Here is a 25,574-nt window from a genome sequence, read left to right on the forward strand (position 1 = left end):
GCGACGGCGGGTGCTCGTCGGCCGGCGCGACCGGGTGCTGGGTCGACGCGCGCTGGATCCGGCGCGGCTGGGCGTGGCCGGCAGCGTTGCCGCGCTCGTGCTCATCGCCGCGGTCTGGGCGCTGTGGCCGTCGTCCAAGCCGTCGGAGGAAGAGCGCGCCGCGCAGGCCGCGGCCGAGGCCGCGTCGGCGGCGTCCGCGGCCCTGGCGACGCAGGCGGCTTCCGCCGCGTCGGCATCGGCATCGGCATCGGCATCGGCGCCGGCTGCCGCGGCGTCCGAGGCACCGACGGCCGCGAGCGCCGCCGCCTCGCAAGTCGCTCCCTCNGAAGCTTCGGCCGCCTCAGCCACTTCCGCCGCTGCGGCGTCTTCGGCCCCAGCAAGCGCCGCGCCGGCCGCCACGGCGCCGAGCGCAGCCGTGATCCCGAGCATCCGCCCGACGCTGCAAAGCGGCGTGGAGCGGGCCCAGCGCGAGCAGGCGGCGGCGGCCGCCGCGAAGGAGAGCCCGGCGCCGGACGCCGGCAAGCCGGCCGCCTCGGCGCCGGAGGCCGAGCGCCGGGTGAGCGTGGACGACGCCGGACTGGGCAACCTGATGAAGCGCGACGCCGCGCCCGGCGGCAAGCTGGTGGCGCTGGTGGGTCAGCCGCAGAAGAACAAGGCCGATGCCGAGGCCCAGCTGGCGCGCATGCGCGAGATGATCGGCCAGACGCTGGGCGGCAACGCCGTGCCCAATGGCGAGGTCTTCCAGACCAAGGACGGCTGGCGCGCGGCCGTCTGGCCCTTCGGCAGCCGCGAGGAAGCGCAGCTCATCAACGCGACGCTGCTGGCGCGCGGCATCCGCGGCACGCGCGCGGTCGATTTCTGACGCGGCGAACGACAACGGCGGCCCTCGGGCCGCCGTTCGCGCTTCATGCACCGCCGTCGGCGGCCTCGATCAGGAGCGGTAGTCCGCGTTGATCGTCACGTACTCGTGGCTGAAGTCGCAGGTCCAGACCGTCGTCTCGGCCGGACCGCGGTTCAGGTGGACCCGCACCGTGATCTCGCTCTGCTTCATCACGCGCTGGCCGTCCTCTTCCTTGTACTCGGGGCGGCGGCCGCCCTTGGTCACGACATGCACGTCGTCGAGGAACAGGTCGATCAGGCCCTGGTCGAGGTCGTCGATGCCGGCATAACCGACCGCCGCCAGGATGCGGCCCAGGTTGGGATCGCTGGCGAAGAACGCGGTCTTCACCAGCGGCGAGTGCGCGATCGCGTAGGCCGCCTTGCGGCATTCCTCTTCGGTCTTGCCGCCCTGCACCACCACCGAGATGAACTTGGTCGCGCCCTCGCCGTCGCGCACGATGGCCTGCGCCAGCTGCTGCGAGACCGCCACCACCGCGTCGCGCAGCGCGCGGCCTTCGGCGCTGGTCAGCGAGGTGATGCGATCGTGGCCGGCCTGGTGCGTGGCGATCAGCACGAAGGAATCGTTCGTCGAGGTGTCGCCATCGATGGTGATGCGGTTGAAGGACAGGTCGGCCGCTTCCTTGACCAGCGGCTGCAGCAGCTCCGGCGCGAGCACCGCGTCGGTGGCGACGAAGCCCAGCATCGTCGCCATGTTCGGGCGGATCATGCCGGCGCCCTTGGACACGCCGGAGATGGTGACCGTCCGACCGCCGATCTTGAGTTGGCGCGAGCAGGCCTTGGGCAGCGTGTCCGTGGTCATGATGCCGGCGGCGGCCTCGCCCCAGTGGTCCGGCTTCAGCGCGGCGATCGCGGCCGGCAGGCCGGCGACGATGCGGTCCACCGGCAGCGTTTCCATGATCACGCCGGTCGAGAACGGCAGCACCTGCTTCGCGTCGAGCTTCAACTCGGCGGCGAGCGNCCAGGCCGTCGGCGCCCGTGCCGGCGTTGGCATTGCCGGTGTTGATGACGATCGCGCGGATCGCCGCGCCCGACGCGAGGTGCTCGCGGCAGACCTGCACCGGCGCGGCGCAGAAGCGGTTGGCGGTGAAGACGCCGGCGACGCTGGCGCCCTCGTCGAGCGCGATCACCGTGAGGTCGCGGCGGTTGGCCTTGCGCACGCCGGCCATCGTGACGCCCAGGCGCACGCCGGGCACGGGCAGCAGGGTTTGCGGATCGGGAGCGGTCAGGTTGACGGGCATGGTGGACGGTCGTTGAGGGTCGGCGTCCGGACGCGGCGGTCCGGTGCGAGCGCGAGCGTCGGCGCCCGCGCGCGGGATTGTAGGAGGCTCGGCCCCTCACCCCCACCCTCTACCCGCAAGCGGGGCGAGGGAGTTTTTTGCGGGACCGGGGGGGCACCAAAACAAAACGGCGCCCGCGAGGGGCGCCGTTCATCAGCGGGAGCCGGACCGGATCAGGCCAGCTTGCCGTGGCAGCTCTTGAACTTCTTGCCGCTGCCGCACGGGCAGGGATCGTTGCGGCCGACGTGGCCCCACTCGCTGGGCACGGCCTGCGTGCCGCCCGCCACCGGTGCCGCGTCCTGCGACACCGAGCCATCCTCGTTCGGATGGGTGTAGGTCACGTTGCTGACGTTCTCGGCGCGCTGCTCGATCGCGTCGGCGGCGGCGGTGGCCTCCTCCTGCGACTGGATGCGCACGTTCAGCAGCACGCGGGTCACTTCCAGCTTCACCGCGTCCAGCAGCTGCGAGAACAGCTCGAAGGCCTCGCGCTTGTATTCCTGCTTGGGGTTCTTCTGCGCGTAGCCGCGCAGGTGGATGCCCTGGCGCAGATAGTCCAGCGACGCGAGATGCTCGCGCCAGTGCTGGTCGATGCTCTGCAGCAGCACCATGCGCATGAAGGGCGTGAACTGCTCCAGGCCGACGCGGTCCAGCTTGTCCTGGAAGGCGGCGTCGCCGGCCTTGAGCACGGCGTTCAGCACATCCTCGTCGGTCAGCGTCTCGCTCTTCTTGAGCATCTCGCCCAGCGGCACCTCGAGCTTCCATTCGTCGCGCAGCACGCGCTCCAGCGCCACCAGGTCCCACTGTTCCTCGAGCGATTCCTCGGGCACGAAGCCGCGCACCACGTCGGTCAGCGTGCCGGTGCGCAGGTGCGAGATCTGCGCCAGCAGTTCCTCGGCCTCGAGGATCTCGTTGCGCTGCTGGTAGATGACCTTGCGCTGGTCGTTCGACACGTCGTCGTACTCGAGCAGTTGCTTGCGGATGTCGAAGTTGCGGGCTTCGACCTTGCGCTGCGCGCTCTCGATCGAACGCGTCACGATGCCGGCCTCGATCGCCTCGCCCTCGGGCATCTTCAGGCGGTCCATGATGGCGCGCACGCGGTCGCCCGCGAAGATGCGCATCAGCTGGTCGTCCAGCGACAGGTAGAAGCGCGACGAGCCCGGGTCGCCCTGGCGGCCCGAACGGCCGCGCAGCTGGTTGTCGATGCGGCGGCTCTCATGGCGCTCGGTGGAGATCACGCGCAGGCCGCCGGCGGCCTTCACCTGCTCGTGCAGCTTCTGCCATTCGGCCTTCAGCGCGGCGATCTTGGCCTGCTTCTCGGACTCGGACAGGGCCTCGTCGTTCTCGATCGCGACCACGTCCTTCTCGATGCTGCCGCCCAGCACGATGTCGGTGCCGCGGCCCGCCATGTTGGTCGCGATCGTGATCACGCCCGGACGACCGGCCTGGGTGATGATGTCCGCCTCGCGCGCATGCTGCTTGGCGTTCAGCACCTGGTGCGGGAGCTTGGCCTTGGTCAGCAGCTCGGACACCTTCTCCGAGTTCTCGATCGAGGTCGTGCCCACCAGCACCGGCTGGCCACGCTCATGGCAGTCGCGGATGTCCTGGGTAACGGCGTCGTACTTTTCCTTGGTCGTCTTGTAGACCAGGTCCAGCTCGTCGCGGCGCACCGTCGGGCGGTTCGGCGGGATCACCACGGTCTCCAGGCCGTAGATCTCCTGGAACTCGTAGGCCTCGGTGTCGGCCGTGCCGGTCATGCCGGACAGCTTGCCGTACATGCGGAAGTAGTTCTGGAAGGTCACCGAGGCCAGGGTCTGGTTCTCAGCCTGGATCTGCACGCCTTCCTTGGCCTCGACGGCCTGGTGCAGGCCATCGCTCCAGCGGCGGCCGGTCATCAGGCGGCCGGTGAACTCGTCGACGATCACGACCTCGCCGTTCTGCACGACGTAGTGCGTGTCGCGGTGATACACGTGGTGCGCCCGCAGCGAGGCGTACAGGTGATGCATCAGCGTGATGTTGGCGGCGTCGTAGAGCGACGCGCCCTCGCTCAGCAGCCCGGCCTGCGACAGCAGCCGCTCGGCGTTCTCGTGGCCGTCTTCCGTCAGGTAGATCTGGTGCGACTTCTCGTCGACGGTGAAGTCGCCCGGCTCGATCACGCCCTCGCCGGTGCGCGGGTCCAGCTCGCCGATCTGGCGCTTGAGCTGCGGCGCGACCGCGTTGATCGCGACGTAGAGCTGGGTGTGGTCCTCGGCCTGGCCGGAAATGATCAGCGGGGTGCGCGCCTCGTCGATCAGGATCGAGTCCACCTCGTCGACGATCGCGTAGGCCAGCCCGCGCTGCACGCGGTCGCGGACCTCGTAGACCATGTTGTCGCGCAGGTGGTCGAAGCCGTATTCGTTGTTGGTGCCGTAGGTGACGTCGGCGTTGTACGCGGCCTGCTTCTCGTCGCGCGGCAGGCCCGAGTAGTTGATGCCCACGGTCAGGCCGAGGAAGCGGTACAGGCGGCCCATCCACTCGGCGTCACGACGCGCGAGGTAGTCGTTGACCGTCACGACGTGCACGCCCTTGCCGGTCAGCGCATTCAGGTAGACCGGCAGCGTGGCCATCAGGGTCTTGCCTTCGCCGGTGCGCATTTCAGCGATCTTGCCGGCGTTCAGGACCATGCCGCCGATCAGCTGCACGTCGAAGTGGCGCATCTTGAGGACGCGCTTGCTGCCCTCGCGGCAGACGGCGAAGGCCTCGGGCAGGATGTCGTCGACGGTCTCGCCCTTGGCGATGCGCTGCTTGAACTCCTCGGTCTTGGCGCGCAACTGGTCGTCGCTCAGGCCTTCGAACTGCGGTTCCAGCGCGTTGATCTGCTGGACGACCTTGCGGTAGGTCTTGAGCAGGCGCTCGTTCCGACTGCCGAAAATCTGGGTCAAAAGCTTGGGCAACATGCGGCTTCGTGAAGTTCTTTTGTGGGGCCCGGTCGACCGGGCTCGGACGCCCGCCGGACCGCCTCGTGGGCGGCCTCCGAGGGCAGTTCCGCGCGACCGGTGCAGTTGGGGACGCAAACCCCGGCCTGCAAGCGCCAGCGCGGAAAAAAACCGGCGGAGTTTAGCACCCGCCCCTCGCGNCGCGCCATCCCGGTCCGGATGCGGGTTTTCCAGTGCCGGGACTACACTGCCGACCCATGCCGCCCCGCTACCTCCCACCCCGCGTCAAGCCCGAAGCGCCCGATCCGCTGGACTTCGGCCGGGCGATGTCGCAGCACGGCGTGCTGGCGCGGCTGGGGCAGCAACTGGCGCTGTCGCAGCGGCACCTGGCCGCGGTGAGCGTGGCGCTGCCGGGCGCGATGAAGCGCTTCGTGCAGGCCGGCACGCTCGACGAGCAGGGCTGGACCCTGGTCGCCGACAACGCCGCCATCGCCGCCAAGCTGCGGCACCTGCAGCCGACGCTGCTACGGCTGCTGCGCGAGGAAGGCCTGCTGCTCGAGGGCGAACTGCGCATCCGCGTGCGCCAGTCCTGAAGCGACGCGCCGGGCCTTTGACGGCGTCCGGCCCCTGCGTTGACAGTCGTCAACACGCGGCATGAGGCTGCGGCGAAGAATCGCCGCCCATGTTCCCCGCAACACCTGCCCCCGTCGGGACGACCTGCGCGCGATGTCCCTGTGATCGGGGCCTTGGGCCGGTTACACGCGGGTTCTCGTTGACAGTCCGAGGAGGCGGCCGCTATAACCGGCCGGTCGCCCCGCGTACAGAACAGAAACCGCCAGGTTCAAGGGGCCGACCGCCAGGGAGAAGCCGTCATGCCATTGTTCCCTCCGACCGACGCCTCGCCGTCGACGCGCGCCGAAGAGCTGCGCAGCTTCCTGTTCCTCGCTGTCGTGATGGCGCCCGTGCTGGCCGTCGTCACCGTCGCGGGTTATGGATTCACCGTCTGGGTCTACCAGATGTTCGCCGGCCCGCCCGGCGGGTAGCGCCCCCGCCCCACCGCCGCCGCAGCGGCGTTCCCACGCGATCCGTCCGGCGACACGCCGCCGATCGCGGCCCTGAACCCCTTCCGAGGCATGCCATGCCCGCAGAGATGCACATCGCCAGCGTGGTGGTGCAGGTGTTGCCACGCCTGCTCGACGCCGCCGCCGCCGCGGTCGACCGGATGCCGTCGGCGCGACTCCACGGTCGCTCGGCCAGCGGCAAGCTGGTCGTGACGCTGGACGGCAACACCGCCAGCGAGATCCTGGACCAGGTCGGCGAGCTGCAGGGCCTGCCCGGCGTGGTCAATGTCGCGCTGGTCTACCAGCACATCGAACCCGAACCCGAGCCTTGCCTTCAAGAGGAACCCCGACCATGAGCACTCGCCGCGACTTCGTCCGACATTCCGCCGCCGTCGCCGCCGGCGCCGTGGCCGGCGTTCCCATCGAGGTCCTGGCCCAGGACGGCAACGCCTACGCGCAGGCCTCGAAGCTGACCTGGTCCAAGGCGCCGTGCCGCTTCTGCGGCACCGGCTGCCACGTGCAGGTGGCGGTCAAGGACAACCGCGTCGTCGCGACCCAGGGCGATCCCGAAGCGGAGGTCAACCGCGGCCTGAACTGCGTCAAGGGCTACTTCCTGTCCAAGATCATGTACGGCGCGGACCGGCTCACCACGCCGCTGCTGCGGATGAAGGACGGCCAGTACGCCAAGGACGGCGAGTTCCAGCCGGTGAGCTGGGACCGCGCCTTCGACGTGATGGCCGAGCAGTTCAAGAAGACGCTCAAGGCCAAGGGACCGACGGCGGTGGGCATGTTCGGCTCGGGCCAGTGGACGGTCTGGGAGGGCTACGCCGCGTCCAAGCTGATGAAGGCGGGCTTCCGCAGCAACAACCTCGATCCCAACGCGCGCCACTGCATGGCCTCGGCGGTGACCGGCTTCATGCGGACCTTCGGCATGGACGAGCCGATGGGCTGCTACGACGACATCGAGAACGCCACCGTCTTCGTGCTGTGGGGCTCCAACATGGCCGAGATGCATCCGGTGCTGTGGACCCGCGTCACCGACCGGCGGCTCAGCGGCCCGGACGTGAAGGTCGCGGTGCTGTCGACCTTCGAGCACCGCTCCTGCGAGCTGGCCGACATCGAGCTGATCTTCAAGCCGCAGACCGACCTGGCGATCCTCAACTACATCGCCCACCACATCATCTCGACCGACCGCGTCAACAAGGAGTTCGTCGAGAAGCACGCCAACTTCAAGCTGGGCAATCCGGACATCGGCTACGGCCTGCGGCCGGAGCATCCGCTGCAGAAGGCCGCGAAGAACGCCGGCGACCCCAATGGCGCCAAGCCCATCACCTTCGACGAGTACGCGAAGTTCGTCAGCAAGTACGACCTGGACTACACCGCCGAACTGACCGGCGTGCCGAAGAACCGGCTCAAGGCGCTGGCCGAGCTGTACGCGGACCCCAAGACCAAGGTCACCTCGTTCTGGACCATGGGCTTCAACCAGCACACGCGCGGCACCTGGGCCAACAACCTCATCTACAACATCCATCTGCTGACCGGCAAGATCTCGACGCCGGGCAACAGCCCGTTCTCGCTGACGGGGCAGCCCTCGGCCTGCGGCACCGCGCGCGAGGTCGGCACCTTCGCGCACCGGCTGCCGGCGGACATGGTGGTGACCAACCCCAAGCACCGCGCCCATGCCGAGGAGATCTGGCGCCTGCCCGAGGGCACCATCCCGGCCAAGCCCGGCTATCACGCGGTCGAGCAGAACCGCAAGCTCAAGGACGGCGCGCTCAACGCCTACTGGGTGATGGTCAACAACAACATGCAGGCCGGCGCCAACCTGATGCAGGAGACCTACCCGGGCTACCGCAATCCGGAGAACTTCATCGTCGTCTCCGACGTCTACCCGACGGTGACCGCGGTCGCCGCCGACCTGATCCTGCCCAGCGCGATGTGGGTCGAGAAGGAAGGCGCCTACGGCAACGCCGAGCGCCGCACCCACTTCTGGCACCAGCTGGTGAAGGCGCCGGGCGATGCGCGCTCCGACCTCTGGCAGCTGGTGGAGTTCTCCAAGCGCTTCAAGGTCGAGGAGGTCTGGCCGCAGGAACTGATCGACCAGAAACCCGGCCTGCGCGGCAAGACGCTGTATGACGTGCTCTACCGCAACGGCCATGTCGACAAGTTCCCGCTGGCGGACGTCGACAAGGCCTACGCCAACGACGAGGCGCAGGCCTTCGGCTTCTACCTGCAGAAGGGCCTCTTCGAGGAATACGCCACCTTCGGCCGCGGCCATGGGCACGACCTGGCTCCGTTCGACGAGTACCACAAGGCGCGCGGCATCCGCTGGCCCGTGGTCAACGGCAAGGAAACGCGCTGGCGCTACCGCGAGGGCGAGGATCCCTACGTCAAGGCCGGCACCGGCTGGCAGTTCTACGGCAACCCCGATGGCAAGGCCAACATCTTCGCCCTGCCCTACGAGCCGCCGCCCGAGTCCCCGGACAAGGACTATCCGTTCTGGCTCTCGACCGGGCGGGTGCTGGAGCACTGGCATTCGGGCTCGATGACGCGCCGCGTGCCGGAACTGCACCGCGCGGTGCCCAACGCCTACTGCTACATGCATCCGGACGACGCCAAGGCGCTGGGCGTGCGGCGCGGCTCGCTGGTGGAGATCTCGTCGCGGCGCGGGAAGATGCAGACCCGGGTCGAGACCCGCGGCCGCAACCGGCCGCCGCAGGGCCTGGTGTTCGTGCCCTGGTTCGACGCGAGCGAGCTGATCAACAAGGTGACCCTGGACGCGACCGATCCGATCTCGCTGCAGACGGATTACAAGAAGTGCGCGGTCAAGATCACCAAGGTCGCCTGAAGGAGAACGCGCGATGACCCCGATGCACACTCTCCCGCGCCGGCTCCTGGCGATCGTCGCCCGTGTGGTCCGACATGCAGCCCGTCATGCAGCCGGCCGCGCGGCCGGCATCGCGGGCGCCGCGCTGCTGACCGCCGGCCTGGCCGCGGCGCAGCCGGCCGGCCCGAAGCCAGGCCAGCCCTTCATCGACGCGGCGCGCGGCCCCACGCCGATCACCGAGACCACCAAGCCGCCGCTGCTGGGCAACCAGATCAACGACGACCTGCGCCGCACCCGCAACTACGCGATGCAGCCGCCGACGATCCCGCACCGGATCGACGGCTACCAGCTGGACAAGAATTTCAACAAGTGCCTGGACTGCCACGCGCGGGCGAAGACATCCGTGTCGCAGGCGGTGCCGGTGAGCATCACCCACTACATGGACCGCGAGGGGCACATGCTCGGGCAGGTCTCGACGCGGCGCTACTTCTGCGTGCAATGCCACGTGCCGCAGGACGCCGCGCCCCTGGTGGTGCCCAACACCTTCGTCGACATCGACACGCTGATCCGGCGCGACACCCTGAACCCGCAGACCCGCAAGGCCGCCCCGGCGCCCGCGGGCCGCAAGTGAGACCTGGGAGCGGACCATGCTGCAAGCCACGATCCGGCTCCTGACGCGCTACTGGACCGTCCTGCGACGGCCCAGCGTCCATTTCAGCCTCGGCTTCCTGACGCTGGGCGGCTTCATCGGCGGCGTCGTCTTCTGGGGCGCGTTCAACACCGCGATGGAAGCGACCAACACCGAGGCCTTCTGCACCGGCTGCCACGAGATGCGCGAGAACGTCTACGCGGAGCTCAAGAGCACCATCCACTACACCAACCGCTCGGGCGTGCGGGCGATCTGCTCCAACTGCCACGTGCCGCACAACTGGACCGACAAGATCGCCCGCAAGATGCAGGCGTCGAAGGAGGTCTGGGGCAAGATCTTCGGGACCATCAGCACGCCGGAGAAATTCCACGACAAGCGGCTCGAGCTGGCCAAACACGAGTGGGCGCGCTTCAAGGCCAACGACTCGCTGGAGTGCCGCAACTGCCACAACTACGAGTCGATGGACTTCACGCGGCAGAGCGCGCGGGCGCAGGCGATGCACTCGACCTACCTCGCCAACAAGGAGAAGACCTGCATCGACTGCCACAAGGGCATCGCGCACCGGTTGCCGCACATCCCGCCGGGCGAGGGCCCGTCCGACAGCCCGGGCCAGCATGTGCCCAAGGGCGACGACGCGGCCAGAACGGGCGCGGCCCCCCAGGGCCGTCCGGGCGATGGCGCATCGTGAGCGCGGCGACCTCGACGGTCGCGCCGACACCGAGGCCCCCGATGCGCCTGATGCGCTGCGCCGCGCGCTGCGCGTCGAACGCCTGGGCTGCGCGCGCGGCGGCCGCTGGCTCTTCCGCGACCTGAGTTTCGAGCTTCACGCCGGACAGGCGCTGGCGCTGCGCGGCCCCAACGGCAGCGGCAAGAGCAGCCTGCTGCGTCAGCTCGCCGGCTTGCCGCCGCGGGAGCACGGCGTGGTCGAAGGCGCCGCCCCGGCGGACCTGGCCTACCTGGCGCATCAGAACGGCCTGAGCCTGGACCTGAGCGCGCGCGAGAACCTCGCGCTGGCCACGCGCATCGGTGGCCGCGACCTGTCGCCTGCGGCGCTGGAGGCCGCGCTCGAAGAGGTCGGCCTGCGGCAGGCGGCGGCGACGCTGGCGCGGCGGCTGTCGCAAGGTCAGCGCCGCCGGCTTGCGCTGGCGCGGGTGCGGGCCAGCGCGCGCCCGCTGTGGTTGCTCGATGAGCCGACCGCCGCGCTCGATGGCGACGGCGAGCAGCTCTTCGCGCGGCTGCTGACGGCGCATCTGGAATCCGGTGGCCTCGCCGTCGTCGCCACCCATCAGCCGCTCGCCTTGCCGCTGCCCCGCTGCATCGCGCTGACGCTGGGTCCCGCATCCTCCCGGCCCGATCCGGGCATCGCCCCGGCGCCGGCCGCCAGCCCCATGGAGTTCGCGCCGTGATGCTGGCGCTGCTGCATCGCGACCTGCTGCTGGCGGCGCGCCGGCCGGCCGATGCGCTCGGGCCGCTGGTGTTCTTCGCGCTTGTCGCCTGCCTGTTCCCGCTGGTGATCGGCCCCGATCCTGCCTTGCTGGCAGTGCTCGGCCCGGGCGTGATCTGGGTGGCGGCGCTGCTGGCAATGCTGCTCTCCCAATACCGGCTGTTCGAAGCGGACCTGGCCGACGGCAGCCTGGAACAGGCGGTGCTGGCGCCCGGTGGCGCGCTGGCCGTCGTGGCCGCGAAGACGCTGACGCACTGGCTGTCGACCGGCGCGCCGCTGGTGGTGGCCGCGCCGCTGCTGGCCCTGCAGTACGACCTGGCGCCCACGGCCACCGGCGTGCTGGCGCTGGCGCTGCTGATCGGCACGCCGGCCCTGTCGCTGCTCGGCGCCTTCGGCGCGGCGCTGACGCTGGGCCTGCGGGGTCATGTGCTGCTCGCGCTGATCGTGCTGCCGCTGTGCGTGCCGACGCTGATCTTCGGCAGCGGCGCCACCACCGCCGCCCAGCAGGGCCTGGCCGCCGGCCCGCAGCTGTCGCTGCTCGGCGCGGCGCTGCTGGTCTCGCTGGTCACCTTGCCCTGGGCCACGGCCGCCGCGCTGCGCCTGGCCGTCGAATGAGGAGGTCCCCGCCATGTCGATGACCGGCATCGCTCCGCTCGCCACGACGTCGACCGACGCCGCCGGCGACATGACGCGCAGCGGCGCGCCTCACAGCCGGTCCGGCGATCCGGCCGCCGCACCCGCGTCCCACGCCCGCCAGGCTACTCACCCACTCGCTCGCCCACGCCGCTGGCGCGCGCTCGCCTCGCCCGTCGTCTTCGACCGCTGGGCCGCCCGCGTCGTCCCGTGGTTTGCCGGCGCCGCCGCGCTGCTGGGCGCCGCGGGCCTGTGGATCGGCTTCGTCGTCGCGCCCACCGACCACCAGCAAGGCGAGGTCTATCGCCTGATCTACCTCCATGTCCCCGCCGCCTGGATGTCGATGTTCCTGTACCTGGTGGCGGCGCTGCATGCGGCACTGGGGCTGATCTACCGCACGCGGCTGTCGCCGGTGATGGCGCGCGCGCTGGCGCCCACCGGCGCAGTCTTCACCGCCATCGCGCTGTGGACCGGCGCCGCCTGGGGCAAGCCGACCTGGGGCACCTGGTGGGTCTGGGACGCGCGGCTGACCTCGGAGCTGCTGCTGCTGTTCCTCTACCTCGGCTACCTGGCCCTGGTCTCGGCCATCGACGACGTCCGCCGTGCCGATCGCGCCGGGGCCTTGCTGCTGCTGGTCGGTGTCGTCAACGTGCCGGTCATCTACTTCTCGGTGAAGTGGTGGAACACGCTGCATCAAGGCGCGTCGATCCGCTTCGATGCCGCCCCGTCCATGGCCAGCTCGATGCTCGCCGGCATGCTGCTGATGGCGCTGGCCTGCTGGGCCTACGCGATCGCGGTCTCGCTGGCGCGCGCCCGCTGCCTGCTGCGCGAACGCCATCTGGAGGCACTGCCATGAGCCACGCGTTCTACCTCGCCATCGGCTGGGCCGCGGGCCTGCTGCTGCTGGTTGAAGTGCTGGCGCTGTGGCGCCGTGCCCGCCAATCGTCTCCGCTCCCTGAACCGGCCGGCGAGGAGGAGTCCGCTTGAAAGCCCGTCAACGCCGCCTGCTGGCCGTGCTGCTCGGCCTCGGAGCCCTCGGGCTCGCGACCGCGCTGGTGCTGCGCGCGCTGGGCGACAACGTCATGTTCTTCTTCAGCCCGACCCAGATCGCCGCGGCGCAGGCGCCGCGCGACGCCGCCTTCCGCCTCGGCGGGCTGGTGGAGCCGGCCTCGCTGCATCGCGACGCCGGCGACAGCCTCACCGTCCGCTTCGTCGTCACCGACCAGGTCCATCGCGTGCCGGTGCGCTACCGCGGCGTGCTGCCCGACCTGTTCAAGGAGGGCAAGGGCGTTGTCGTGGCCGGCCGCCTGCGCGAGGACGGCGCCTTCGTCGCCACGCAGGTCCTGGCCAAGCATGACGAGAACTACATGCCGCCGGAAGCGGCCGCGGCGCTCGATCACGCCAGGCAGGCCGGCGCCACCGGCGGGGCCCGCCGCGCTGGCGGTGTCGCGGCGGACTCGCCCGCGCTGGTCCCGGGAGCCGCGCCATGATGCCGGAGATCGGCCTGTTCGCGCTGGTGCTCGCCCTGCTGGTGGCCGTCGTGCAGGCGGTGTTGCCGCTGGTCGGCGCGCACTGCGGCGTGGCGCCATGGATGCGCGTGGCCCGGCCCGCCGCGCTGCTGCAATGCGCGCTGTGCCTGCTGGCCTTCGGCGTGCTGGCCACCTGCTTCCTGAGGGGCGACTTCTCGGTGCTGTACGTCGCGGCGAACTCGCATTCGACGCTGCCCGCGATCTACCGCTTCACCGCGGTCTGGGGCGGCCACGAGGGCTCGATGCTGCTCTGGCAGACGCTGCTGAGCGTCTGGGGGGCGGCGGTGGCGCTGCTCAGCGCCCGCCTGCCGCGCGACTACGTCGCGCGCGTGCTCGCGGTGCTGGGCGCGCTCAGCATCGGCATGCTGGTGTTCCTGCTGTGGCTGTCCAACCCGTTCGCGCGGCTATCGCCGGCCGCGCCCGAGGGCCGCGACCTCAACCCGCTGCTGCAGGACCCCGGCATGGTCGCGCATCCGCCCTTCCTCTACATGGGCTACGTCGGTTTCTCGGTGGCCTTCGCCTTCGGACTGGCCGCGCTGCTGTCGGGACGGCTGGACGCCGCCTGGGCGCGCTGGTCGCGGCCGTGGACGCTGGCCGCCTGGAGCTTCCTCACGCTGGGCATCCTGCTGGGCAGCGCCTGGGCCTACGGCGTGCTGGGCTGGGGCGGCTGGTGGTTCTGGGACCCGGTCGAGAACGCGTCGCTGATGCCCTGGCTGGTCGGCACGGCGCTGATCCACTCGCTGGTCGTCACCGACCGCCGCGGCGCCTTCCGCAGCTGGACCGTGCTGCTCGCCATCGCGGCGTTCTCGCTGAGCCTGCTGGGCACCTTCCTCGTGCGCTCGGGCGTGCTCACCTCGGTGCATGCCTTCGCGGTCGACCCGGGCCGCGGCCTCTACATCCTGTCGATGATGATCGCGGTGGTCGGCGGCTCGCTGCTGCTCTTCGCCTGGCGCGCGCCGCAGGTCGGGCTGGGCGGCCGCTTCGCGGCGCTGTCGCGCGAGACCCTGCTGCTGCTCAACAACGTGCTGCTCGGCGTGGCCGCGCTGGCCGTGCTGCTGGGCACGCTCTATCCGCTGGCGCTGGACCTGCTGCGCGGCGAGAAGATCTCCGTCGGCCCGCCCTACTTCGAAGCCGTCTTCATGCCGATGCTGGTGCCGGCGCTGGTGCTGATGGGCGTCGGCCCGCTGGCGCGCTGGAAGCGGGCGCCGGTGCCGGAGCTGCGCCACCAGCTGCGCGGCGCGCTCATCGCCAGCGGCGCCTGCGCGCTGGCGCTGCTCGCGCTCACCGGCGGCCGCTTGTCCGGCTGGACGCCGCTGGCCGGCTTCGGCGTGGTGCTGGCGGCCTGGTGCATCGGCTCGGCGCTGTCCCACGCCCACGACCGGCTGCGCACCACCGGCGAGGGCGGGCTCGGACGCCGCGCGCGGCGCCAGCCGGCCGGCTGGTGGGGCATGCTGGCCGCGCATGCGGGCCTGGGGGTGTTCGTGCTCGGCGCGACGCTGGCCACCGGCTTCGAGCAGCGCCAGGAAGCGGCGCTCGCGGTCGGCGAGGCCGTGGTGCTCGATGGCGTGCGCTTCCAGTTCGAGTCGCTGGATCCGGTGGCCGGTCCCAACCACGACAGCGTGCGGGCGACCTTCCGCGCCGGCGAGGCGACGCTGCATCCGGAGAAGCGCGTGTTCCGCGCCGACGGCACGGCGCTGAGCCAGCCCGCCATCGACGTCGGCTGGCGGCGCGACCTGTTCGTCGTGCTGGCCGATCCGGTGGGGGACGGCCGCTGGCATGTGCGGCTGCACGTCAAGCCGTTCATGGCCTGGATCTGGGCCGGCGTGGCCTTGATGGCGATCGGCGGGCTGCTGGCGATGGTGGACCGACGGCTGCGCATGCCCCGGCATGAGCGCGATCCCGCGTCGTCCCATCCGGCGGCGCCCACACCGAGCGCAGCGGCGCCCGGCCGCGCGCGCCCGCCGGGCTCGGCGCCCGCCGGCGTCGCCTTGCCCGGCGGTCCGGCCCTCACCCGGGAGGAGACCGCCTGATGCGCTACCTGTTGCCGCTGCTGCTGTTCCTGGGCCTGGCGCTGATGCTGGCCCTCGGGCTGGAACGCGATCCGCGCGCGCTGCCCTCGGCGCTGCTGGATCGCCCGGTCCCGGTGTTCGAGCGTCCGGTGCTCGAGGACCCCGGCCAGCAACTGGGAAGCGCTGCCCTGCGCGGGCAGCCGTGGATGCTCAACGTCTGGGCGTCCTGGTGCGAACCCTGCCGGCAGGAGCTGCCGGCGCTGCGCCAGCTGTCGGCGCGCGACGGCGTGCCGCTGTACGGCCTCAACTACAAGGACCGGGACGACGCGGCCCGCGCGCTGCTGGGCGCGGTGGGCAACCCGTATCGGGCGTCGGCGATCGACGCCGATGGCCGGGTCGGCCTGGACTTCGGCGTGCAGGGCGTGCCGGAGACCTTCGTCATCGACGCCCGCGGGCGCGTGCGCTATCGCCACCAGGGACCGGTGACCGCCGAGGTCTGGCGCGACAAGCTGCTGCCCGCGCTGAAGGCAGCGCGATGAGCGCGCGCCTGCGTCTTGCCGCGAGACGTCTGGCGCCGGTGGCGCTGGGCGCGCTGATCGCCTTGACCGCGTCGTCCGGCGCCTCAGGCGCACCGGAGGCCGGCACGACGGCGGTCTCGGCCGCAGCGCCGGCCGCCGCGATCGCGGAGCTCGAGGCACGCGAATCGCGCCTCGCCCATCAGCTGCGCTGCGTCGTCTGCCAGAACCAGACACTGGCCGAATCCAACGCGCCGCTGGCCGCCGACATGCGCCAGGCCGTCCGCGAGCAACTGCGCGACGGTCGCAGCGACGCCGAGGTCGTCGCCTTTTTCGAGGCGCGCTATGGGGCCTTCGTCCGTTACTCGCCGCCGTGGCAGCCATCGACCTGGCTGCTGTGGACCGGTCCCTTCCTGCTGCTGGCCGCCGGCCTGGCCGCGCTGGCCGCGGCGCTGCACCGGCGCGGCGCCTTCGCACAGGGCGCGGCGCTCGATGCGCTCGCGGACGAGGCGCCCTTCGATCCCGACAACGATGAATTCGAGGAAGGACGGCCCGCATGAACGCGATGTTTCCGCTCTGGGCCAGCGCGCTCGTGTTGCTGCTGGCGGTGCTCGCGGAGCTGCTGCGGCCGCTGCTGCAGGGCGACGAGCCGTCCTCCGATGCGCCGGACGAGGCCTTCGCGGCCGAGGTCGCCGTGCCGGCGGGCTCGACCCGCCGCGCTCGTGGCGCCGGGTGGCGGCAGGGGACGGCGGCGGTCTTGAGCCTCACCTTGCCCGTGGCGGCGCTGGCGGTGTACCTGGAGGTCGGCGATCCACGCGCGGCGGCCGAAGCGAACACCGAGGGAGGCGCCGCGCATGCGACGCAGGGGGTGGACGTCGAGGCGATGGTCGAAGGGCTGGCGGCGCGCCTGCAGGCCTCGCCCGAGGACCTGCAAGGCTGGATGGTCCTGGCCCGGTCGCGTGAGGTGCAGGAACGTTATGCCGAGGCGGCGACGGCCTATCGCCGCGCGATCGCCCTGGCGACGGCGCCCGAGCAGACCCTGTTGCGGGCGAAGCTGCAGGCCGACCTGGCCGACACCTTGGGCTCGCAGCAGCAAGGCGACCTGGGCGGCCCGGCGCTGGCGGCGATCGAGGCGGCGCTCGCGCTCGATCCCGACCAGCCGAAGGCGCTGGCCCTGGCCGGCGCGGCCGCGGTGCGCCAAGGCGACCTGGCGCTGGCGCGTCGGCACTGGACGAGGCTGCTGGGGTTGCTGGAGCCGGGTTCGGACATGGCGCAGCGCGTGGGCGCCGACCTGGCGCGGCTTGCCGAAGACGCCCGGCCGGCCTCCGCTCGACCGGCCGCGCCCGCCCCGGCGGCGGACCGATGACGGTCGCGCAAATGACCGAAGCCCCCGTTCGTCGTGCGACGAACGGGGGCTTCTGCGTGTTTGATGGTGCCGGCTATCGGATTCGAACTGATGACCTACCGCTTACAAGGCGGTTGCTCTACCAACTGAGCTAAGCCGGCACACGGAAAACTGGTGCGTCGCAGCCACTGCGACGCGGGCTGCATTCTAGACGCAGCGATGAGGGCCGATGAACGAAAACAGCTCGCTCATCCCCTCATCTGGACGATCACTTGATGCGCTTGAGCGCCGGGCGACCGCCCGACGGACCCGCGCCCGGATCGTCGTCGTCCGGTGCGGGCGCCACGACCGGCGCCGGGGCGGCGACGGGTTCGGGCTTGGTCTCGCTCTGGCCCTGGCCGTCGCCCTCGGAGGCCAGGCGCAGGCCTCGGGGAGCGCTCCCGGCCGGCGCCCGCGCGGCAGCGCTGGCTTCTTCCGGGCTCGGCGGCGGGAAGGCCATGCCCTGCCCGTTCTCCCGCGCGTAGATCGCCACCACATGATCGACCGGCACGATGATCTCGCGCGCCACGCCACCGAACCGGGCCTTGAACTGGATCAGTTCATTGCCGAGGTCCAGGTTGCTGGTCGCGTCGAAACCCACGTTGAGCACGATCTCGTTGTTGCTCACGTACTCGAGCGGCACCTGCACCATGCGGTCCACGTGGACCGCGATGTAGGGCGTGAACCCGTTGTCGGTGCACCACTCGTGCAGGGCGCGGATCAGATACGGCCGCGTCGAACTGGCGGCGAGCCCGCCGCCATCCTTGCTGTCATCCATGGGGAGGCAGTGTATTACTTGCGCATCACCTTCTCGGACGGCGTCAGCGCCTCGATGTAGGCAGGACGCGAGAAGATCCGCTCCGCATACTTCAGCAGCGGCACCGCGTTCTTCGACATGTCGATGCCGTAGTAGTCCAGGCGCCACAGCAGCGGCGCGATGGCGACGTCCAGCATCGAGAAGTCGTCGCCCAGCATGTACTTGTTCTTCAGGAAGATCGGCGCCAGCTGCGTCAGGCGGTCGCGGATCTGCGAACGCGCCTTCTCCAGCTGCTTCTCGGTGGGCTTGACCGACTGGCCGCGGTTCTCCAGCACGTTGACGTGGGCGAACAGTTCCTTCTCGAAGTTGAACAGGAACAGGCGCACGCGGGCGCGGGCCACCGGGTCGCCAGGCATCAGCTGCGGATGCGGGAAGCGCTCGTCGATGTACTCGTTGATGATGTGCGACTCGTACAGGATGAGGTCGCGTTCGACGAGGATGGGCACCTCGTTGTACGGGTTCATCAGCGCGATGTCCTCGGGCTTGGCGAAGAGGTCGACATCACGGATCTCGAAGTCCATGCCCTTCTCGAACAGCACGAACCGGCAACGGTGCGAGTAGGGGCAAGTGGTTCCGGAATAAAGCACCATCATGGCAGTGGACTCCTGATCGACGCCTCTCGGCGTCCTCGTTTTCTAACAACAACACCAGCCCATGGCCGGCGTGGTCAAAGACCAAACAAACAAACGACAACGCAGTGGGAGCCTGTTCGGCGCCCCACTGCGCTTGAGGGCCCGGCCAGCGGCCGAGCCATCGGGACTTACTTGACGTCCTTCCAGAAGGAAGCGTTCAAGCGCCAGGCGAACACGGTGAACCCCAGCAGGAACAGCACCACGATGATGCCGAGCCGGAAACGCAGTCCCTGCGCCGGTTCGCCCATCCATTGGAGGTAGGCGACCAGGTCGGCGATGGACTCGTCGTACTGCTGCGGTGTCATCGTCCCGGGCGTGACCTGTTCGAAGCCCTTGAAGACATGCACGACCTTGCCGTGGTCGTGCGGGTCCTTTTCCTCTTCGAACCTGGCGGTGCGGACGCCCTGGAGTTCCCACAGCACGTGCGGCATCGCCACGCTGGGGAAGGCGAGATTATTCCATCCCGTGGCCTTGGTTTCGTCCCGGTAGTACTTTCTGAGGTAGGTATACAGGTAATCCGCCCCCGTTCCCTTGGCACCGTCGGCCCTCGATCGGGCGATCACGGTCAGGTCGGGCGGCGTCGCGCCGAACCAGTCCTTGGCCTGTTTCGGGTCCAGCGAGACCTTCATCGTCTCGCCCACCTTCTCCCCGGCGAACAGCAGGTTGCCCTTGATCTGCTCGTCGCTCAGGCCGATGTCCTTGAGCCGGTTGTAGCGCATGAAGTTCGCGCTATGGCAGTTCAGGCAGTAGTTGACGAAGAGCTTGGCGCCGTTCTGCAGCGCGGCCAGGTCGTTCATCTTCTGCGTCGGGAAACGGTCCCACTCGATCCCGCCCTCCGACGCGAGCGCCGTCGACGTCAGGCCCGCGCCCAGGCACAGCGACGTCAGCAGCGTGGCGATGATTTTCTTCATTCGTTCGACTCCGTGACGTTGGCGGTTCAGTGCGGGTGATACGTGACGCGATCGGGCACCGGCTTGAACTGGCCGGCCTTGCTCCACCACGGCATCAGCAGGAAGAAGCCGAAGTAGTACAGCGTGCCGATCTGCGACACGATCGTTCCCGCATCCGACGGCGGCTTCACGCCCAGGTAGCCCAGCACGAGGAACAGCAGCACGAAGATCCCATAGAGATACTTGTGCCAGTCGGGCCGGTAGCGGATCGACTTGACCGGGCTGTGGTCCAGCCAGGGCAGGAAGAACAGGATGATGACCGCGCCGCCCATCACGACGACGCCCCAGAACTTGGCGTCGAAGGTCAGCAGCAGCGCGATGCCCACGACCGCGCCCACGACCACGATCCCCTTGCCCAGCGTCGACAGCCCGCCGCGCAGCAGCGTGATGAGCGCGGAGATCCCGATCACGCCGCACAGCACCTGGACCATCACGTCGGTGGTGGCGCGCAGCATCGAGTAGAACGGCGTGAAGTACCAGACCGGCGCGATGTGCGGCGGCGTCTTCAGCGGGTCGGCGGGGATGAAGTTGTTGTACTCGAGGAAGTAGCCGCCCAGTTCCGGCGCGAAGAAGATCACCGCGGAGAAGGCCATCAGGAAGAGGCCGACGCCGAAGATGTCGTGCACCGTGTAGTACGGATGGAACGGGATGCCGTCGAGCGGGCGGCCGTCCGGCCCCTTCTTGGCCTTGATCTCCACGCCGTCCGGATTGTTCGATCCCACCTCGTGCAGCGCGATGATGTGCGCCACCACCAGGCCCAGCAGCACCAGCGGCACGGCGATCACGTGGAAGCTGAAGAAGCGGTTCAGCGTCGCGTCGCCGACGACGTAGTCGCCGCGGATCAGCAGCGCCAGGTCGTTGCCGACGAAGGGCACGGCCGCGAACAGGTTCACGATCACCTGCGCGCCCCAGTAGGACATCTGTCCCCAGGGGAGCAGGTAGCCCATGAAGGCCTCGGCCATCAGGCACAGGAAGATCGCGCAGCCGAAGATCCACACCAGCTCGCGCGGCTTTCTGTAGGAGCCGTACAGCAGCCCGCGGAACATGTGCAGGTAGACCACGACGAAGAACGCCGAGGCGCCCGTCGAGTGCATGTAGCGGATCAGCCAGCCCCAGGGGACGTCCCGCATGATGTACTCGACCGACGCGAAGGCCAGCGCCGAGTCGGGCTTGTAGTGCATCACCAGGAAGATCCCGGTGACGATCTGGATCACCAGCACCAGCAGCGCCAGCGAGCCGAAGATGTACCACCAGTTGAAGTTCTTCGGAGCGTAGTACTCCGACATGTGCTCCTTGTAGAGCTTGGACGCCGGGAACCGGTTGTCCACCCAGGTCATGAGCCGGACGCCCATCGGAGCGCCGGCGGGTGCTTCCTTGAATTCAGCCATGTCGTGAATCTCGCTCCGGGTTAGGCCTGCTTGTCTTCACCGATCAACAGCTTGGTGTCCGACAGGAATGTGTAGGGAGGCACCTCGAGGTTGTCGGGCGCAGGCTTGTTCTTGAAGACGCGGCCGGCCATGTCGAAGGTCGAGCCATGGCAGGGGCAGAGGAAGCCGCCGTGCCAGTTGTCCGGGAGCGAGGGCTGCGGCCCCGACTGGAACTTGTCGCTGGGCGAGCAGCCCAGGTGGCTGCAGATGCCGACGACGACCAGATACTCGGGCTTGCGCGAGCGCCACTCGTTCTTGGCGTACTCGGGGATGGGGAAGGCCTTGCGGTCCGACTGCGGATCGGCGAGGTCCGGGTCGTTGGACTTGAGCGCGTCCAGCTGCTCCTTGGTCCGGTGGACGATCCACACCGGCTTGCCGCGCCATTCGACGGTCAGCTTCTGACCGGGGGCGAGTCCGCCGATGTCCACTTCAACGGCGGCACCGGCCGCCTTGGCCCGCTCGCTGGGAGCGAAGGTACTGACGAACGGGACGGCGGTGGCCACGCCGCCTACTGCTCCCGCGCAGCCGGTGGCGATCAGCCAGGTGCGCTTGCCTTGGTCCACTTGTGGGTCACTCATGAGGGTCCTTACAGGGAACTTCTGATCAGGGGCAACCAACGATTCTAGGTAAGAAAGTTCCGGGCCGCCCCTAGGCGCTCTACCGATGTGCATCGGTGCACCACGTTGACATCGGTCGTGGCGCAAACGCCGTTAGGATGCTTGCCCGGAGGCGGAGGGCCACCCGGGAAAGCGCTTGGTAGTGGGCGCCTTCGCACACGTGGAGCACAAGGAGCAAGCGATGGGTTTTTTGACCGAATTCCGTGAGTTCGCCGTCAAGGGCAACGTCATGGACCTCGCCGTCGGCGTGATCATCGGCGCCGCCTTCGGCAAGATCGTGGACTCCGTCGTCAAGGACCTGATCATGCCGATCATCGGCAAGGCGGTCGGCGGGCTGGACTTCAGCAGCTACTTCATCCTCCTGTCGGACCCGCCCGCCAACTACACCGGCCCCATGACCTACGAGGCGCTCACCAAGGCCGGCGTGCCGCTCTTCGCCTACGGCAACTTCCTGACGGTGCTGCTGAACTTCATCATCCTGGCCTTCATCATCTTCGTGATGGTGAAGCAGGTGAACCGCCTGAAGCGCGACACCCCCGCCGCCCCGGCCGAGCCGGCGGCGCCGCCGGAGGACATCCAGCTGCTTCGCGAGATCCGCGACGCGCTGAGACGTGACAAAGCGTAAAGCTTTCATCAATCGTCACCTTTTGCGCACAAGCCGGGTGAGCCCCACCCGGAGGTGGGATGGTCATCGCCGATACTTATCATGTGGTGTGGTCACCACAATGTGCCTGAAGCTTCGATGAACCGTCTGAACCCCCACGTCGACGCGGCGCTGCAGCGCGTGCGCCTGGCGGCGGAACAAGCCGCCGAGCGCGGCGCCGAAGGTATGGGTCTCGCCGCACTGTCCTCCGGGCAGGCGAAGCGGCGGGACGCGTTGCTGTCCGCGCAATTCATCTTCCGCAAGCATCAGGCGCTGTTCTCGCAGCGCTTCGACCAGTCCATGCGGCAGCAGGCCGCCGATACACCGTCGCCGGGCGGCGCCGCGGCAGGCACGTCGCGTGCCGCGCCCAAGGTGACGCAGTGGGACGAGCTCTCGCTGATGGACGACGACCAAGTCAACACCATGGTCGCCACCGACCGGATCGGCCTGGCCCTCGGCCATCAGAGCGAGTGGGAGCTGCGCGAGGTCAATTCCTACATGGGCGACATTCCCGGCGTGGCCGAGGATCGCCACCCGCTGCGCCCGCAGGCCATCGCGCAGGCGCTGATCGAGGGCGTCAACGCGGTCACCGACGACGCCGACACCCGCCAGGTGCTGGTCGACGAGCTCACCCGCGCGCTCTCGCTGGAGATGCGCGCCTGCTACGCCGACGTCGCGGGCCTGTTCCGCAGTCGCGGCCTGCGTCCGCAGGACCTGCGCGTGCGGGCGACGGCGGGCGCCGCGCGCAGCGGCCATTCGATGCAGGGCGCCACCACTTCGGGCGTGCCGCTGCACGACAGCCGCTACGCGACCATGCCCGGCGCGCTCCACCCGCTGCAAGGCAGCCGCGCCGGCGGCCTGCACAGCATGGCCGGCGGTTTCCAAGGCAGCGGCCATGGCGGTTATCCGGCCAGCGGCAGCGGCGCCCATGGCGGCGGCTTCGGTGGCGGTTTCGGTGGCGGGGTGGATCCCCAGCTGATGGACCTGCTGCGCCGGCTGGCGCAGACGCCCTCGGCCGGCATCGGCGGTCCAACCACCGGCGGCAGCCTGCCGACCAACAGCCAGTGGCAGGGCTGGGAGGGCGACGCCGGCGCCTATGTCGAGGGCGCGCCGCTGGTGCTGCCGCCCAACCTGATCCACCTGCATCGCGACGAACTTCGGCAGGCGGCCAACGGCTCGCTCGACCACATGGTGATCGACGTCGTGGCCGGCCTGTTCGACCAGATCCTGTCCGACGCCAAGCTGCCGCCGCTGATGGCGCAGCAGATCGCGCGGCTGCAGCTGCCGGTGCTGCGCGCGGCGCTGGGCGACCGCTCCTTCTTCTCCTCGCGCCGACATCCGGTGCGCCGCCTGGTCAACCGCATCGCGACCCTGGCGGCCGCCTACGACGATTTCACCGACGACCCCGGCAAGTCCTTCCTCGCGCTGGTGCGCGAACTGGTCCAGGACGTCGTCAGCGGCGACTTCGACCGCATGGACCTCTACGAGTCCAAGCTGGTCCAGCTCGAGCAGTTCATCGAGGACCAGACCTCCGAGGCCCTCAAGGCCCAGGGCGACGCGGCCGCGCTGCTCGAGCGCAAGGAGACCGAGCTGCGCCTGCAGCGCCGCTACATGCAGCAGCTGCAGCAGGCGATGGCGAACGTCGACATGCGGGACTTCCTGCGCGACTTCCTCACCCAGACCTGGAGCGAGGTGCTGGTGCATGCGTCGCGGCACCCGGACCTGGACGCCGCCCTGGTCGACCGGCTGCGCCAGATGGGCCGCGACCTGGTGCTGTCGGTGCAGCCCAAGACCACGCCGCAGCAGCGCCAGGCCTTCCTGGCCTCGCTGCCGGTGCTGATGCGCACGCTCAACGAAGGCCTGGACCTGATCCGCTGGCCCGAAGCCGAGCGCAAGAAGTTCTTCGCCGAACTGCTGCCGGCGCACGCCGATTCGCTCAAGGGCCAGGCGCTCAGCCCGCTCGAGTACAACCTGCTGGCCAAGCAGCTGGAGGCCGTGTTCGGCATGGCCCCGCCGCGCGAGCAGGACCTGCCCGCCCCCAGCGCGGCACCGCTGGACCTGGACCTGAGCGAGAAGCTGTCCGAGGAAGAAGCCGAGCGGCTGGGCCTCGTGCAGGACGAACACGTCGACTGGGACGGCCAGGTCGACATCGACCTGGACCTGGGCGCCGATGAACAGCAAGCGCTACAGGCGGTGGACATCAGCATCGATGGCCTGCCCGCGGCCGAGGAAGACCCGTCGCCCCCGGCCGGTGAGCTGCTGATCGACCACCTGCAGATCGGCACGGCCTACCGGATGCACCGCGACGGCGATTGGATCAAGGTGCGGCTCGCTCACATCAGCGCGACCCGCAGCTTCTTCATCTTCACCCACGGCAGCAAGCACCAGGAAACGCTGACGATGACGGCGCGGATGCTGCGCAAGCTCTGCGAAGCGGAACGGCTGCGCGCCTTCGAGCATGCCTACCTGCTGGAGCGCGCCACGGCGCGCGCGCGCCAGCAGCTCGCGGCGCTGGGCGCCAAGGCGACCTGAGGCGCAGGACCGACCGCGGGTCGGCCCGGCCGCCCCCTCAACTCACAGCTTGCGCGGGTCGCGGAAATCGACCGGCATGTTGTCCTCGGTCCGGAATCTCAACGGCACCACATACTCGCCCTCGACCGGCTTGCCGTTCACTTCCTGCGGCTTGAAGCGCCACTGCGCCATCGAGGTCCGGCCATATCGCTTCAGCGACTGCGGCATGCCCGCGGGCATCTCGACCGTCGACTCCACGCAGGTCCCGTCGACGCCGACGCGGCACACCATCCGGATCTCGCCTTCCCAGCCCGCCAGCGCCGCCGCGTCGTCCGGATAAGCCGCGTAGTAGAGCTTGGTGGGGATGGGCATCAGCTGCATCGAACGGATGCCGACCGTCGACTTCTCCTTGTCCACGGCCAGATAGAGCACGACGCCGGTGCGGAAGGTGGCGTTGCGGCCCTCCTCCTGGCGCGGCGGGATCTTGGCCTTCTGCAGCCGGGCCGTCATCTGCTTCCAGAAGCCCGGCGACTGCGACGCCTCGTCGACCGGTGTGATCTCCTTGACCTGGCCGTTCTCGTCGAACAGCACGTCGAACCAGACGTTCAGCGCCTGATTGACCTCCTGCGCCGCCGCCGTGCCCAGCGCGCCGAACTGCATCACGCCGGCCAGCGCCAGCGCGACCAGCCACCGCGGTCGCCTCGTCTTCCCGATCTCCATCTGGCTCCCCTGTCGATTTGGATGGCGGGAATTATGGGCGCGGCCCGAAGGCAGTTCCACCGTCGCCCGCTCCCTCCTGAGGGGGAGCGGGACCACGGAGCGACCCGGCACCGACGC

General features: G+C 69.6%; 24 protein-coding genes, 1 tRNA gene and 1 pseudogene. 17 read left to right on the plus strand and 9 right to left on the minus strand.

Annotation, left to right across the window (positions count from 1 at the left end):
• Positions 1-931: 931 nt before the first annotated feature.
• Positions 932-2,138 (minus strand): annotated as a pseudogene (gene argJ / locus ACTJKJ_RS19255) (bifunctional glutamate N-acetyltransferase/amino-acid acetyltransferase ArgJ).
• A gap of 212 nt (positions 2,139-2,350) precedes the next feature.
• Positions 2,351-5,110: a preprotein translocase subunit SecA gene (gene secA / locus ACTJKJ_RS19260; RefSeq protein ID WP_440821417.1), complete on the minus strand. Its 2,760-nt coding sequence runs from the start codon at positions 5,108-5,110 to the stop codon at positions 2,351-2,353.
• Between the two features lie 236 nt (positions 5,111-5,346).
• Between secA and ACTJKJ_RS19265 the strand changes: the two genes are divergently transcribed.
• The 15 genes from ACTJKJ_RS19265 to ACTJKJ_RS19335 all read left to right on the plus strand — a co-directional run bounded on the left by ACTJKJ_RS19265 (position 5,347) and on the right by ACTJKJ_RS19335 (position 17,122).
• On the plus strand, positions 5,347-5,682 hold the full coding sequence (locus ACTJKJ_RS19265; protein ID WP_091721812.1) for a hypothetical protein: 336 nt from the start codon (positions 5,347-5,349) through the stop codon (positions 5,680-5,682).
• Between the two features lie 279 nt (positions 5,683-5,961).
• The gene (gene napE / locus ACTJKJ_RS19270; RefSeq protein WP_440821418.1) at positions 5,962-6,132 is read left to right on the plus strand and encodes a periplasmic nitrate reductase, NapE protein; all 171 of its coding nucleotides are present in this window, start codon (positions 5,962-5,964) and stop codon (positions 6,130-6,132) included.
• A 95-nt stretch (positions 6,133-6,227) separates the two neighbouring features.
• Positions 6,228-6,506, plus strand: a complete 279-nt coding sequence (locus ACTJKJ_RS19275) for a chaperone NapD (protein WP_440821419.1) — start codon at positions 6,228-6,230, stop codon at positions 6,504-6,506.
• The gene (gene napA / locus ACTJKJ_RS19280) at positions 6,503-8,998 is read left to right on the plus strand and encodes a periplasmic nitrate reductase subunit alpha (protein WP_440821420.1); all 2,496 of its coding nucleotides are present in this window, start codon (positions 6,503-6,505) and stop codon (positions 8,996-8,998) included. The genes ACTJKJ_RS19275 and napA overlap by 4 nt, the downstream gene beginning before the upstream one ends.
• Before the next feature lie 13 nt (positions 8,999-9,011).
• A complete protein-coding gene (locus ACTJKJ_RS19285) occupies positions 9,012-9,608 on the plus strand; it encodes a nitrate reductase cytochrome c-type subunit (RefSeq protein WP_254783189.1) in 597 nt (198 codons plus the stop codon).
• A 16-nt stretch (positions 9,609-9,624) separates the two neighbouring features.
• The gene (locus ACTJKJ_RS19290) at positions 9,625-10,314 is read left to right on the plus strand and encodes a cytochrome c3 family protein (RefSeq protein WP_440821421.1); all 690 of its coding nucleotides are present in this window, start codon (positions 9,625-9,627) and stop codon (positions 10,312-10,314) included.
• Positions 10,301-11,032, plus strand: coding sequence for a heme ABC exporter ATP-binding protein CcmA (gene ccmA, locus ACTJKJ_RS19295; protein ID WP_440821422.1), 732 nt, complete (start codon positions 10,301-10,303; stop codon positions 11,030-11,032). Before ACTJKJ_RS19290 ends, ccmA begins: the two co-directional genes overlap by 14 nt.
• Complete coding sequence (gene ccmB / locus ACTJKJ_RS19300; protein ID WP_440821480.1) at positions 11,032-11,685, plus strand: heme exporter protein CcmB; 654 nt, start codon at positions 11,032-11,034, stop codon at positions 11,683-11,685. The genes ccmA and ccmB overlap by 1 nt, the downstream gene beginning before the upstream one ends.
• 70 nt (positions 11,686-11,755) lie before the next feature.
• A complete protein-coding gene (gene ccmC, locus ACTJKJ_RS19305) occupies positions 11,756-12,559 on the plus strand; it encodes a heme ABC transporter permease CcmC (RefSeq protein WP_440821481.1) in 804 nt (267 codons plus the stop codon).
• A complete protein-coding gene (locus tag ACTJKJ_RS19310; RefSeq protein ID WP_297389446.1) occupies positions 12,556-12,690 on the plus strand; it encodes a hypothetical protein in 135 nt (44 codons plus the stop codon). The genes ccmC and ACTJKJ_RS19310 overlap by 4 nt, the downstream gene beginning before the upstream one ends.
• Complete coding sequence (gene ccmE / locus ACTJKJ_RS19315; RefSeq protein WP_440821423.1) at positions 12,687-13,193, plus strand: cytochrome c maturation protein CcmE; 507 nt, start codon at positions 12,687-12,689, stop codon at positions 13,191-13,193. The genes ACTJKJ_RS19310 and ccmE overlap by 4 nt, the downstream gene beginning before the upstream one ends.
• A complete protein-coding gene (locus tag ACTJKJ_RS19320; protein WP_440821424.1) occupies positions 13,190-15,262 on the plus strand; it encodes a heme lyase CcmF/NrfE family subunit in 2,073 nt (690 codons plus the stop codon). The genes ccmE and ACTJKJ_RS19320 overlap by 4 nt, the downstream gene beginning before the upstream one ends.
• Positions 15,262-15,780: a DsbE family thiol:disulfide interchange protein gene (locus ACTJKJ_RS19325; RefSeq protein WP_091721774.1), complete on the plus strand. Its 519-nt coding sequence runs from the start codon at positions 15,262-15,264 to the stop codon at positions 15,778-15,780. Before ACTJKJ_RS19320 ends, ACTJKJ_RS19325 begins: the two co-directional genes overlap by 1 nt.
• The gene (locus ACTJKJ_RS19330) at positions 15,777-16,316 is read left to right on the plus strand and encodes a cytochrome c-type biogenesis protein (RefSeq protein WP_440821425.1); all 540 of its coding nucleotides are present in this window, start codon (positions 15,777-15,779) and stop codon (positions 16,314-16,316) included. The genes ACTJKJ_RS19325 and ACTJKJ_RS19330 overlap by 4 nt, the downstream gene beginning before the upstream one ends.
• Positions 16,313-17,122 carry a tetratricopeptide repeat protein gene (locus ACTJKJ_RS19335; protein ID WP_440821426.1) on the plus strand — a complete coding sequence of 270 codons (810 nt, stop codon included), beginning with the start codon at positions 16,313-16,315 and terminating at the stop codon, positions 17,120-17,122. The genes ACTJKJ_RS19330 and ACTJKJ_RS19335 overlap by 4 nt, the downstream gene beginning before the upstream one ends.
• Positions 17,123-17,186: 64 nt before the next feature.
• On the opposite strand, the gene ACTJKJ_RS19340 is transcribed toward ACTJKJ_RS19335, so the two are convergent.
• The 6 genes from ACTJKJ_RS19340 to petA all read right to left on the minus strand — a co-directional run bounded on the left by ACTJKJ_RS19340 (position 17,187) and on the right by petA (position 21,544).
• Positions 17,187-17,262: transfer RNA gene (locus tag ACTJKJ_RS19340), tRNA-Thr, on the minus strand.
• A 107-nt stretch (positions 17,263-17,369) separates the two neighbouring features.
• Positions 17,370-17,918, minus strand: a complete 549-nt coding sequence (locus tag ACTJKJ_RS19345; RefSeq protein ID WP_147242159.1) for a ClpXP protease specificity-enhancing factor — start codon at positions 17,916-17,918, stop codon at positions 17,370-17,372.
• A 14-nt stretch (positions 17,919-17,932) separates the two neighbouring features.
• Positions 17,933-18,550, minus strand: a complete 618-nt coding sequence (locus tag ACTJKJ_RS19350) for a glutathione S-transferase N-terminal domain-containing protein (RefSeq protein WP_091721758.1) — start codon at positions 18,548-18,550, stop codon at positions 17,933-17,935.
• A gap of 167 nt (positions 18,551-18,717) precedes the next feature.
• Complete coding sequence (locus ACTJKJ_RS19355; protein ID WP_297389469.1) at positions 18,718-19,500, minus strand: cytochrome c1; 783 nt, start codon at positions 19,498-19,500, stop codon at positions 18,718-18,720.
• A 26-nt stretch (positions 19,501-19,526) separates the two neighbouring features.
• Entirely contained in the window at positions 19,527-20,927 is a 1,401-nt protein-coding gene (locus ACTJKJ_RS19360; RefSeq protein WP_440821427.1) for a cytochrome b, read from the minus strand.
• Positions 20,928-20,947: 20 nt separating this feature from the next.
• Complete coding sequence (gene petA / locus ACTJKJ_RS19365; protein WP_091721747.1) at positions 20,948-21,544, minus strand: ubiquinol-cytochrome c reductase iron-sulfur subunit; 597 nt, start codon at positions 21,542-21,544, stop codon at positions 20,948-20,950.
• A gap of 220 nt (positions 21,545-21,764) precedes the next feature.
• Here petA and mscL point away from each other — a divergent pair, with 220 nt between their 5' ends.
• Both mscL and ACTJKJ_RS19375 read left to right on the plus strand, forming a co-directional pair.
• Positions 21,765-22,208 carry a large conductance mechanosensitive channel protein MscL gene (gene mscL, locus ACTJKJ_RS19370; RefSeq protein WP_091721743.1) on the plus strand — a complete coding sequence of 148 codons (444 nt, stop codon included), beginning with the start codon at positions 21,765-21,767 and terminating at the stop codon, positions 22,206-22,208.
• Positions 22,209-22,325: 117 nt separating this feature from the next.
• Positions 22,326-24,758, plus strand: a complete 2,433-nt coding sequence (locus ACTJKJ_RS19375) for a DUF1631 family protein (RefSeq protein WP_440821428.1) — start codon at positions 22,326-22,328, stop codon at positions 24,756-24,758.
• A 42-nt stretch (positions 24,759-24,800) separates the two neighbouring features.
• On the opposite strand, the gene ACTJKJ_RS19380 is transcribed toward ACTJKJ_RS19375, so the two are convergent.
• Positions 24,801-25,457 (minus strand): energy transducer TonB, encoded by a 657-nt coding sequence (locus ACTJKJ_RS19380; protein WP_440821429.1) that lies wholly within the window; start codon positions 25,455-25,457, stop codon positions 24,801-24,803.
• Positions 25,458-25,574: the final 117 nt, after the last annotated feature.

It is taken from the genome of Roseateles sp. 22389, from assembly GCF_052044995.1.
Lineage (GTDB): Bacteria > Pseudomonadota > Gammaproteobacteria > Burkholderiales > Burkholderiaceae_C > Roseateles.

Excerpts from the sequence above, each read along its gene's own strand:
- secA (WP_440821417.1), bottom strand. The coding sequence starts at position 5,110 with ATGTTGCCCAAGCTTTTGACCCAGATTTTCGGCAGTCGGAACGAGCGC.
- ACTJKJ_RS19265 (WP_091721812.1), top strand. The coding sequence starts at position 5,347 with ATGCCGCCCCGCTACCTCCCACCCCGCGTCAAGCCCGAAGCGCCCGAT.
- napE (WP_440821418.1), top strand. The coding sequence starts at position 5,962 with ATGCCATTGTTCCCTCCGACCGACGCCTCGCCGTCGACGCGCGCCGAA.
- ACTJKJ_RS19275 (WP_440821419.1), top strand. The coding sequence starts at position 6,228 with ATGCCCGCAGAGATGCACATCGCCAGCGTGGTGGTGCAGGTGTTGCCA.
- napA (WP_440821420.1), top strand. The coding sequence starts at position 6,503 with ATGAGCACTCGCCGCGACTTCGTCCGACATTCCGCCGCCGTCGCCGCC.
- ACTJKJ_RS19285 (WP_254783189.1), top strand. The coding sequence starts at position 9,012 with ATGACCCCGATGCACACTCTCCCGCGCCGGCTCCTGGCGATCGTCGCC.
- ACTJKJ_RS19290 (WP_440821421.1), top strand. The coding sequence starts at position 9,625 with ATGCTGCAAGCCACGATCCGGCTCCTGACGCGCTACTGGACCGTCCTG.
- ccmA (WP_440821422.1), top strand. The coding sequence starts at position 10,301 with ATGGCGCATCGTGAGCGCGGCGACCTCGACGGTCGCGCCGACACCGAG.
- ccmB (WP_440821480.1), top strand. The coding sequence starts at position 11,032 with ATGCTGGCGCTGCTGCATCGCGACCTGCTGCTGGCGGCGCGCCGGCCG.
- ccmC (WP_440821481.1), top strand. The coding sequence starts at position 11,756 with ATGACGCGCAGCGGCGCGCCTCACAGCCGGTCCGGCGATCCGGCCGCC.
- ACTJKJ_RS19310 (WP_297389446.1), top strand. The coding sequence starts at position 12,556 with ATGAGCCACGCGTTCTACCTCGCCATCGGCTGGGCCGCGGGCCTGCTG.
- ACTJKJ_RS19320 (WP_440821424.1), top strand. The coding sequence starts at position 13,190 with ATGATGCCGGAGATCGGCCTGTTCGCGCTGGTGCTCGCCCTGCTGGTG.
- ACTJKJ_RS19325 (WP_091721774.1), top strand. The coding sequence starts at position 15,262 with ATGCGCTACCTGTTGCCGCTGCTGCTGTTCCTGGGCCTGGCGCTGATG.
- ACTJKJ_RS19330 (WP_440821425.1), top strand. The coding sequence starts at position 15,777 with ATGAGCGCGCGCCTGCGTCTTGCCGCGAGACGTCTGGCGCCGGTGGCG.
- ACTJKJ_RS19335 (WP_440821426.1), top strand. The coding sequence starts at position 16,313 with ATGAACGCGATGTTTCCGCTCTGGGCCAGCGCGCTCGTGTTGCTGCTG.
- ACTJKJ_RS19345 (WP_147242159.1), bottom strand. The coding sequence starts at position 17,918 with ATGGATGACAGCAAGGATGGCGGCGGGCTCGCCGCCAGTTCGACGCGG.
- ACTJKJ_RS19350 (WP_091721758.1), bottom strand. The coding sequence starts at position 18,550 with ATGATGGTGCTTTATTCCGGAACCACTTGCCCCTACTCGCACCGTTGC.
- ACTJKJ_RS19355 (WP_297389469.1), bottom strand. The coding sequence starts at position 19,500 with ATGAAGAAAATCATCGCCACGCTGCTGACGTCGCTGTGCCTGGGCGCG.
- ACTJKJ_RS19360 (WP_440821427.1), bottom strand. The coding sequence starts at position 20,927 with ATGGCTGAATTCAAGGAAGCACCCGCCGGCGCTCCGATGGGCGTCCGG.
- petA (WP_091721747.1), bottom strand. The coding sequence starts at position 21,544 with ATGAGTGACCCACAAGTGGACCAAGGCAAGCGCACCTGGCTGATCGCC.
- mscL (WP_091721743.1), top strand. The coding sequence starts at position 21,765 with ATGGGTTTTTTGACCGAATTCCGTGAGTTCGCCGTCAAGGGCAACGTC.
- ACTJKJ_RS19375 (WP_440821428.1), top strand. The coding sequence starts at position 22,326 with ATGAACCGTCTGAACCCCCACGTCGACGCGGCGCTGCAGCGCGTGCGC.
- ACTJKJ_RS19380 (WP_440821429.1), bottom strand. The coding sequence starts at position 25,457 with ATGGAGATCGGGAAGACGAGGCGACCGCGGTGGCTGGTCGCGCTGGCG.